The 9,502-nt window shown below is 66.2% G+C and carries 6 protein-coding genes; 3 read left to right on the top strand and 3 right to left on the bottom strand.

All coding sequences use genetic code 11. From position 1 onward, the window contains the following. Window positions 1-40: 40 nt before the first annotated feature. Window positions 41-310 carry a hypothetical protein gene (locus ACFZDK_RS50465; protein WP_390984678.1) on the bottom strand — a complete coding sequence of 90 codons (270 nt, stop codon included), beginning with the start codon at window positions 308-310 and terminating at the stop codon, window positions 41-43. A 383-nt stretch (window positions 311-693) separates the two neighbouring features. Here ACFZDK_RS50465 and ACFZDK_RS50460 point away from each other — a divergent pair, with 383 nt between their 5' ends. From ACFZDK_RS50460 to ACFZDK_RS50450, 3 genes are all read left to right on the top strand, one after another. Beyond that, entirely contained in the window at window positions 694-939 is a 246-nt protein-coding gene (locus ACFZDK_RS50460) for a hypothetical protein (RefSeq protein ID WP_390984675.1), read from the top strand. Beyond that, entirely contained in the window at window positions 939-1,157 is a 219-nt protein-coding gene (locus tag ACFZDK_RS50455) for a hypothetical protein (RefSeq protein WP_390984672.1), read from the top strand. The genes ACFZDK_RS50460 and ACFZDK_RS50455 overlap by 1 nt, the downstream gene beginning before the upstream one ends. Window positions 1,158-1,364: 207 nt before the next feature. Next, entirely contained in the window at window positions 1,365-2,132 is a 768-nt protein-coding gene (locus ACFZDK_RS50450; protein ID WP_390984669.1) for a tyrosine-type recombinase/integrase, read from the top strand. Between the two features lie 175 nt (window positions 2,133-2,307). On the opposite strand, the gene ACFZDK_RS50445 is transcribed toward ACFZDK_RS50450, so the two are convergent. Further along, window positions 2,308-3,150 carry a DUF4240 domain-containing protein gene (locus tag ACFZDK_RS50445; RefSeq protein ID WP_390984666.1) on the bottom strand — a complete coding sequence of 281 codons (843 nt, stop codon included), beginning with the start codon at window positions 3,148-3,150 and terminating at the stop codon, window positions 2,308-2,310. A gap of 19 nt (window positions 3,151-3,169) precedes the next feature. Beyond that, window positions 3,170-9,322 (bottom strand): DNRLRE domain-containing protein, encoded by a 6,153-nt coding sequence (locus ACFZDK_RS50440; RefSeq protein ID WP_390984664.1) that lies wholly within the window; start codon window positions 9,320-9,322, stop codon window positions 3,170-3,172. Window positions 9,323-9,502: the final 180 nt, after the last annotated feature.

Below are 9,502 nucleotides of genomic sequence, written 5' to 3'. Positions count from 1 at the left end.
CAGCGGGAACAAGGACCTAGACAATCCTCATTCTTGCTGGTCAGAGGCACTTTCTGCTTTCCTGCCCGCCTGCCGGACACCCCGCTTCATGAAAGGGTGAGGCTAGCGGGACGTCCAGCACCGCAGCGACCGCGAACATCGCTGGCACCCAGCCAGGCGAGGTGGTCGTGGCTGCACCAGCAATGAACGCGGGAACTGAGACCACAAGCAGCACCAACACCGCCGCCAGCAACTGCGTGGGAGTGAGGACGTGGGCGGGGTCGATCGTCGATCTGGACTCGCGGGTGCGGTTCGTCTGCTGGTCGGCCACCATTCCATGATGCGCGTTGCTGGGCCCTCCACGAGGACAAAACACCGAACCAAGCTGCTGGTCCAGTACGGAGTGGCCGAGGGGGAGCGGACCGCCGGCAGTCCCGCATCACTCGGGCTCCCGTCGGCCAGATGGCGATCGACGCTCGTGGGAGCTCACTCAACGTTATGAGTTGCGGGCCTCGCCGGGAATACGCGACACCTCAACATGCGAGCTCACCAGTCCCGAGGGCCAGCGCTGTGTTCCGTCGTCCAGAGGGCAGCGATCCTGCCGGTCTGCAGAACTGACACCACGTACTCAAGGGTCCTGTGTGCGGAGGGCTCTGAGCGCGGCTCGGCCGTGGACAATGGACAGCCTCAAAGCCTGTCCATAAGCTGCATGCGATGCGCTGGCCCGACGAGGTTCGCGACCCGTCGGAGCTGTACCCGCCGGCGGCGGACGTGTCGGACGCGGAGGTCGACGAGGCGGTGGAGCTGATCGAGCGGATGGCCACCGACCGATTGGAGGGCCCCGACTTCGTGGACCACTACACGGAGGCGCTGGAGAAAGTGATCGAGGCGAAGCGCAAGGACCGCGAGCTGCCGGAGGCGCCGGAGCCGGAGAAGCCGGCGGCCAGGTGCTCGACTTGATGGCGGCCTTGCAGGAGTCCGTGGACAAGGCGAAGGCCTCGCGCGGCGAGGACACCGGCACCGACGCGCAGGTCCACGAGATGCCCGCGAAGAAGACCACGGCCAAGACCTCGGCGAAGAAGACGGCCGCGAAGCAGAGCACGACGGCGGAGAAGACGGTCGGGAAGAAGGCGACTGCGAAGAAGGCGGCCGCGCGCAAGCCACGCGGCAGCGCATAGGTGCGGCCTGGCGGTCAGGCGCGAGTGCTGACGTACCTTACGGCCGGACCCCACCCCTCCTGCACCGGTGCCATGCACCACTGGCACAGCGGGGAGCCGCCACCTCCGTATCTGTGCGTTCTGCGCTGGCATCCGGCGCACAGGCCGACCCGGTCGCCGGGGCAGACCAGCGCGGACGGGTCCGGCTCCGAGACCGGAGGCGGGGGAGTGGCCATCAACGCCTGGGAAGCACTGCGCCCCCAGCAGCCGAAGCGAACCGACAAACGCACCGGCGAACAGGTCGACTTCCTGTTCTCCCACCGCGCCCGTCCTGTTTCCAGCGGCTACATCAACAGCAGCATCATCCCCATGCTCTGCCGCAAGGCCGGCGTTCCGGCCGCCGACGTCCGCGGCAACATCACGAGCCACCGGGCCCGCTCCACCATCGCCAGCCAGCTCTACAACGCCAAAGAACCCATGACCCTGTTCGAACTGCAGGCCTGGCTGGGACACCGCTCCCCGGAGTCCACGCAGCATTACGCGAAGATCAGCCCCCACACGCTGACCAAGGCGTACGAGGACGCCGGGTACTTCGCCCGCAACGTACGCACCATCGAGGTCCTCGTCGACCGGGACGCCGTCACCTCCGGCACGGCCGCAGCTGGGGAACCGTGGCAGCACTACGACCTGGGCCACGGCTACTGCACGTACACGTTCTTCGAGCAGTGCCCGCACCGCATGGCCTGCGCTCGCTGCGACTTCTACACGCCCAAGAAGTCCACGAAGGCCCAGCTCCTGGAGGCGAAAGACAATCTCCAGCGCACTCGGGCCACGATCCCGCTGACCGACGGAGAGCAAGCAGCTGTCGATGACGGCTACGCCGCCCTGGACCGGCTCGTGGAGCGCCTCAAGGATGTCCCCACGCCTTCCGGCCCCACCCCACGCCAGTTGCTGCCGATCGCTGAGGTCCGACGGAACGCCGCCGACGGCCGGTGACATGGCCGCCCGGCTGGCGAGAGCCAGCGTTTTCAAGGCCAGCCGGGGCGTCTACTTCGTCCTTGGGTACGCCTCGCGAGTTCGGCCAGCTGGCGACAACCACCCCGGTCGCGCCACGGCAGATGCCGATGCGAGATGAGTTACAAATCCTCCACTTGTCTCAAAATATCCTATATCACTCATTTTTCCTTCCGGCGGTGAGGGCATCGTAAGTGCTCTGGAGGAGCTCCCGTACTTCCGCTTCGGCGTTTTCTTCGTCGGTCAATCCTGGACGCCAGAGTTCGTCAGGGGTCCGCGTGAATTCTGCTTGGATTTTTCGGCGCCCCTTCCGGATCTTGGGATCGGCTCTCTGTGTGGTATAGAGGGGGAAGAGCCAGATTTCCTCAACACCGAGCGAGATGAACCATTCAGCCCACTGGGGTTCTGCCGCGACCCGTTTTGCCGTCCGGCCGAGGAAATATTCGAAGGGGGCACTTGGCTTGACGCCGTCCCAACCAACTGGAATATTGAGCCAGTCCTGCGGCGTAGCCGTGTTCGTTTGCTTCGTCGCAATAGGTGCCGACTCGGGCCAGCCCTCTGTATTGCTGCCGGTGTCCGGCGACACTGCCGTCTCGTGCGCCCAAGGATGGCCGGTGACTTCCTCGTACGCCTGCGGGGCAGCCTCCAGCAGCAGTTGCGCGTCACTAACATCCCATGCGCCGGCCAGGGCAGACGGGTTCGCCAATACCGCCTCGTAGCGTTTCCGACCGGCTGCCACCACTGCGCAGCGAACGAACAGGAACACGTCGTCCGTCATCGGGAGCACAGGGGATCCAGGGGGGTCCGAGATGTCGCGGACGGGCTGGTGGAAGTGAGCTGCGGTGTCCAGCCGATGCAGCACTACGGCAAGTGCCTCACTGAAGGCGACGATCTGCGGCCCGGAGAGGTCGCAGAGTTCGGCGACGAGTTGCTCGAAGGTGTCCTCGTCGACCTGTCCGCCCAGCACCCGCAGGTGCTTCCACATGTTCTTCTCGTCCATCAGGGGGCATCCTGCTTTTTCAGCGGCAGCTTTTTCGCTGTCCGGGAGGGCAATGTCCGTGCCAGAAAGCATAGACGACAATGTACGAGGCTTCCATGACCCTCGCCGCATAGAAGCCGGCCACCTTGTGCAGAACCTTGTAATGGCATGTGTGCCCGGAGTATCGGTTACATTTTCCGAGCTGTGAGCTAGGACGGCTGGTACCCACTCGGGATATTCCGTACTTGTAGGTGTGGTGGTGCCACCCGAGGAAGCCGGTGTTCCAGTAGATCTCATAGACGATATAATTCTTGAATTTCGTCTTTCGAGCGGTGTCGCTGTTCCACTTGGGCAGCGGGATTGACGGTGCGGAAACCACGGGGACTGTGCATCCTGCGACCTTGCAGTACTGCTGGTAGAGATACCAGAGGGCGTAATAGACCGCCAGCGCGCCTAGAACAATGAGTGCCGCGTCAATCAGGAGCGCGGCGGCGCACGGCGGGCACGCGCCGGAGGTGTCGCTCTGGTTGACCGGGTCTTGATCTGCATAGTCGTAGGCGTTCGCGCTGCCGTCCGGGATGGGGTCCGAGGAGAGGAACCGTCCGGTGGCCGGGTTGTACAGGCGGATGCCCATGAGGATGACGTTGTTTGGTGTGTCGGACGCCCGCTGGTCGCTGCCTAGCCAACCGTAGCGGGGTGAGTTGGTTGTGTTACCGAACTCGTCGTAGGTGTGGGCCGTGGCCGTGGTAGTGGTGATGTCGAGTTCGACGCCGATGTCTCCGTGGAGGTTGGCGAACTGCAGCTTCGTGCCGCCGGTGGCCGTGGTGGTGGCCGCAAGTCCCGCGGTCAGGTCGGTGACGTTGCGTGTGATCGTTCCGGAAGTGTCTTCGGCAGTCCAGGCGGGGCTGTCGCTGGCGTCGTCGTAGTGGCTGGCGCGGGAGGTGGTGGCGGACCAGGTGGTGCCTCCGTCACTGCTGGTCTGCGTGGTGGAGGCGGCGAGGCGGTGGGCGGCGTCGAGGGACCAGGTTTCCTTGGTGGTGCTGGTGGTTTCCTGGCGGACGAGGTCACCGGTGTAGTAAGAGACCGAGGTGCCGTCGGGCACTGTGGTGGTCCGGCCGAAGGCGTCGTAGGTGTAGCCGGTGTCGGTGATGCGGTCGGCGCTGTCGTAGGTGTGGGCGGCCGTCGTGGTAGTGGTCGTGCCGCTGGTGGTGTCGGCGCAGTCAGTGGTGCTCGTGCCGGTGGTCAGTGAGGTGCGGTTGTAGCTGGTGTTGCTTTCGAAGCCGTAGCTGCGGGTGGTGCAGGCGTTGCCGGTGTCGTCGCTGACCTGTGTGAGGCGACCGGCGGCATCGCAACTGTTGGTGCTGGCCGTGGTGGCGCCGTTGTTTTCGACGTGGCCAGCTTGCTGGCCGCCTGCGGTGTAGTCGGCGGTGTCGCTCAGAACGGACGTCTTGCTGGAATCGGCGTAAGCGAGGGCATTCTCGTCGCCGGTGGTGTCGTAGGTCTGGGTGAGGGTGTAGTCGCCGGGGAGGGATTCGCCAGTGAGGTTGCCGTCAGCGTCATAACCGGTGGCGGTGAAGGTGCCGGCGACGGAGTCGGTCAGTGTGGCGGGCAGACCGGTGGTCGCGTCGTAGGTGTAAGTGGTGGTGGAGGGTGCCGAGTCGGTGCGGCTGATTGGGCGGTCCGAGCTGTCGTAGGACGTGGCCGTGGAGTTTCCGGCGCCGTCGTTGTACGTCACCTGGCGGCCGAGTTTGTCGTACGTGGCCGCGATGGTCTGGCTGTTGGAGGTCACCGAGGAAATGACACCGGTGGCAGTGTCGTAGGCGTAGGTCGTAGCGGGCGTGGTCGTGCCCGTGCCACCGGTCATCGTGACCGTCTGAGCCCTCTCGGCACTGTCGTAGGACGTGGTCGTGGTGCGGGTGACGCTGTTCGCGGTCTCGGTCAAGGTTTTGACCAGGCCGTAGCTGTCGTATGTGTAGGTGCGGGTGGGCAGTTGGTCCGGGTTGCTGCCGCCGCGTGTGATCGTGCTCGCGGGGGCCGTGGTGCACACCAGGTCGGCCCACTCCGGTCGGCCGGCGCACGTGCCTGTGCCGGTGCCGGTGTAGTAGGTGGTCAGCGTGGTCTTGGCGTCGGATCCGGAGGAAGTTGGCTGGACTTCCTTGGTCTGGTTGCCGTCGCTGTCGTAGCTGTAGGTGGTGGTGATGGCCAGGCCCGAAGGGTCCGTGACCGTGGTCAGCGGCAGGCCGGTGGTCCAGTCGTAGGTCGTGGCCGTGGTCTGCTGGTCGCCGTCGGACGGATAGAGCGGGACGGCGGCGCCTGTGGTGGAGGAGGTAAGCAGGTCGGAGACCGCGGCGGTGCTGGGACGGTTCTCGTCGTAGGCGTAGGCGGTGTGGGAACGCGCCAGGGTCTCGTCTCCAGCCGCGAGGTCGGCAGCACTGGCCCCGCCCGCCAGTGCGTGCTGCAGGGTGATTGTGTGCAGCGGCCCGTACTCGTCGGAGACCAGTTCCAGTCCGTCATCGACGGTCTTGTAGGTCGTGGTGGCCGACAGCAGGTCGGCGGCCTCTGCGGTGGAGCCGGCGTTGGCGATCGCACCGGCCACGAGGGGGTCGGCGCTGGTTGTGGTGCCGAGCGCCAGTTCACGGTTGGCTGCGGTCAGTTCGCGGGTGGTGTTCCCCAGGTTGTCGTACTCGGTGGTGGTGATGTGACCGCCCGGACTCGCGGTGTTCACGTCCATGCCGTTCTTGTCCAGGTAGGTGATTGACGCCTTGGTGTAGGCGCTGGACCCGAGGGCGGTGCCGTCATGGCTGGACGGGACGGAGGTGGGCGGAAAGATGGCGGTGCCTATGGTGGGGTTGTCGGTCTGTGCCCAGTTCGCGGTGGCCGTGGCGGACAGGTCGTACGGGGCGGCTGAGCCGGAGACGGGGACGTCGTAGACGACGCTGGTGGTGGCTGTGCCGCCGTCGGTGGTTCCGGTGGTGCCGGCCTGCAGGGTCGGGCGTGAGGCTGTCAGCAGCATGCCGTCGCCGGCGTCGCCATTGCTGCCGACCTTGTCGTAGGTGAAGGTCCACGGCAGCTGACCAGGCGGGGCCAGGGTGGCGACCCGGCCGGCGCTGTCGTAGGTGTAGGCGGTCTTGAGCGGGGTGGACAGCCGCGGGTCCCAGACATCGGCGAGCTGGCCGCTGCTGGTGTAGTCGTAGGCGGCGATCGGGGTGGCGATGGCGGCCGAGGCGCCCGGGGCCGTGGCCCACAGGTTGATCTGCTGTACCTGCCCTGCGTAGTTGCCGGGGGTCGAGGCGGTCGCGGTGGTGGAGGGCGCGTAGACGAACTCCAGGACACGGCAGCCCACTGTGGACGGAGCACCCGCGCAGGTCGCCGCGGAGACGGCGCTGGTGGGCGCGATGACGTACTGCGGCTCGGCCAGGTACCCGCCACCGGCCACCGCGACCGCCTGCGACACCACCGTCGTTGTGGTCGCCGAGTCTCCGGAGACCGTGTAGGACGAGGCGAGCTGCCAGGTCGTCGAGGTGCTCTTGGGCTTGGTGAAGGTGGCCGTGGTGCCATCGGTGTCCTTCAGCGTGAAGGAGGACGCCGACAATGTGCCGGTCAGGGTCAGGCTCTCGGAGCCCGGCTCCGGGGTCCACGTACCCGCGGTGGCGTCCAGAAGGGTGAAGCCGGTCGAGGCGCCGGAGGAGTCCACCACGGCAACCGAGCTGGCTGATGTCGGTTTGATGTATCCCCAGTCGGCTGTGGCGGCGGATATGCCCGAGATCCAGTTCGGGCCGAAGATCGCGACCTGACCGTCCTGCCCGGACGCGCCCAGCGGGTCGCGGGAGGAGAACGTACGGGTCACCGATGCCCCGAAGGCGGAGGCGTCCGTGGCATCCAGGCCGTAGTCACCGGTCAGCAGGTTCACGGCCCCGGGACCGACGTCCTCGGTTGGTGCATTGTCGGCCTTGTGGTCGATGGTGACAGTGGCCGGGCTTGTGGCGTAGGTGTTGGTGCCGTCGGTGAACAGCGCCCGAACCTGTACCGGGCCGTCGTCGCCCAGCTGGCTGGTGGCGGCCCAGTCCAGGTCGGCGGGCTGGGAGGAGGCAGAGAAGGCCAGCGGCCAGGACGACACCGCCGTACCGTCGGACGCCTTGGTCACGTACGTCAGCGGGATCGGCTGCCAGCCGTAGGGGTCGGCGGACCCGATCTCGTACTGGTAGGTCACCCCCGTGAACGCCCTCGACTGAGTTGCCGCCAGCGTCACAGCGTCATCGGTGGTGTCTCCGGTCGTCGGCGAGTTCAGGCTGGCCTTGCCGACGCCGAAGGAGTAGGAGGTGGTGGAGGTGGAGAGGTTGCCGCCGGAGTCGATGGTCTTCGCAGAGAAGGTGTGCCAGCCGTTGGCCGGGGCGATGTGGACGGTCAGCGGGTCTCCGCCGTTGCCGTCAGCGGTGTCGAACACCTTGTTGGGGACGGCCGAGTTGTCCAGGCCCCACTCGTAGCCCTGCCCGTCGCTCGAAGAGGTGTCGAGTGTGCAGGTCGCGCCGCTGCTGGACTTGTCCGTCCAGGCACCGGAGGGGTACGCGTCACAGGAGATGGTGGGCGCGGCGGGCTTGGCGACGTTCGGCACGAAGTAGAGGTAGGACGACCAGGCGCCGTAGTCGGTGCCGTCGTACCCGCGCACCCGCATCCGCAGGTGTGAGGCCGCGAGCTGGCTCGCGGACGGGATAGTCAAAGTCGCGGTGGAACCCGAGGAGACCGAGGCCGAGGTGGCGGTGTAGGAGTACGTCGTCTCACCGGTGTAGGCCGGGTCGTTGGTGATCTCGAACTGGGCCTTGACCGTCGAGCCGTCCGGGTCAGAGACCTTGGCGGAGAGCGTCGGGGTGTAGGAAGTGACGTACCGCTTGCCGTTGTAGGCGTTCACCGACGACGGGGAGACCGCCGCGGATGTGGGCGTCGTCGGGTACGAGTTGTAGTTCACCACCAGCTTCGGCGCGTAGCCGGAGGTGATGTAGTTCGTCGAGCGGAAGCGCCGCCAGTTCGTGGAGTCGGTCTCGTCCGAGCTGCGCAGTTGGATGCCGTTGTTCGTGGCGCCATCGGCCCAGTCCTGGACCATCCCGGTCAGTGTCCAGTTCGACCAGGTCGCCGGGCACGAGGAGCTGTAGCCCCAGTGGCCGGTGTTGGTGGCCATGTTGGTCGTCGTGGTTGACGGCTGCGCGCCCCAGGTGAGGGTCGTGGTGTTCAGGGTGGAGGTGACCCGCTTGGCCTGGGTCGAGGCGGTGCTGGAGCAGCTGGAGGAGTAGTACGAGTACAGCGACATCGTCGCCGAGGTGATGTGCTTGCCGGTGAACTTCGACACGTCGAACTTCAGGTACGAGCGCGCCGTGTCCGAGCCGGAGTCGTAGGTGCCGGACTTCAGCTCCTGCGAGGAGATCTGCGAGTCCGGGTAGTCGGGGTTCTGCACCCAGGTGTCGGTGGTGACCGCGAGCGTGGACGTTGGGTCGACCGTAACCGGATACGTGGCCGTGGCCAGGAAGTCCGGATCGGGGGTCAGGATCAGGGTCTGGGAGCCGTCGTCGGCGGTCTCGATCTTCGTGGTCACCTGTTCGGTGTTCGCCGACTCTCCCGAGGCCGGGTCCTTGGACGCGTCCCATATCGTCGGGGCAGGCGCCTCGACAACCAGCTTGCCGTTGCTGTCCTTGAGAAGCAGGTGTCCCGAGTCCGCCTGAGACAGCGTCAGTCCGTGCAGGTCCAGCGGAATCCGGTAGGTAGGCGTGGGGTCGGTCGGCTGCTGGGCGAGCACCAGATCCTCGGAGAAGCCCTGCGCGAGGGCCGCGACCTTCAAGGTCTGGCCATCGCCGAGGTCGTACGAGGCTGTGTTGTCCTTCACGGTCGGATCCGGCAGCTTCGACGCCCAGTCCATCCCGAAGCTGGTCTTGCCCTTCGTCACCGAGGCGAGTTGCTTGTCACCACCGTCGGAGACCGCGATGTCAGCGGCGGCAACCTCTGGGGCGAGGTCGTCACCCGCATCGGACAACGTGGTGTCGATGTCCTGCCAGCTGCCGTCGTCCTGCTTGACCCGGATCGGACCCGCATACGCCTCGGTGGAAAGCGTTCCATCAGGCAGCGCGTACGTCGTTGCATCCGACGTACGGTCACTCAGCGCCTCGATGCGGCGATTCTGCATCCGGGCCATCAGAAGGGCCGACATCTCGTCCTTTGCCTCGGCAGGACCGTAACTGGGGGCAGAGGACGAGGAATCGTCGGTGGCGGCCGTGACAGGCAGGGCGAACACTGTCCCGCTGGTCTCCGCGATGAGGGCCGTGTCTATGCCGAGGAGCAGCACCAGTGCTGTCGCGACCTGTCGGATCCGTCTGCGCCTGCTTCTGAG

It is taken from the genome of Streptomyces sp. NPDC007901, assembly GCF_042959465.1.
Lineage (GTDB): Bacteria > Actinomycetota > Actinomycetes > Streptomycetales > Streptomycetaceae > Streptomyces.
Note: the sequence above shows the minus strand (reverse complement) of the source record. Positions and strands in the feature narration are given on the sequence as shown.

Coding starts and splice junctions, on each gene's coding strand:
- ACFZDK_RS50460 (WP_390984675.1), top strand. CDS start 694: ATGCGCTGGCCCGACGAGGTTCGCGACCCGTCGGAGCTGTACCCGCCG.
- ACFZDK_RS50455 (WP_390984672.1), top strand. CDS start 939: ATGGCGGCCTTGCAGGAGTCCGTGGACAAGGCGAAGGCCTCGCGCGGC.
- ACFZDK_RS50445 (WP_390984666.1), bottom strand. CDS start 3,150: ATGGACGAGAAGAACATGTGGAAGCACCTGCGGGTGCTGGGCGGACAG.
- ACFZDK_RS50440 (WP_390984664.1), bottom strand. CDS start 9,322: ATGTCGGCCCTTCTGATGGCCCGGATGCAGAATCGCCGCATCGAGGCG.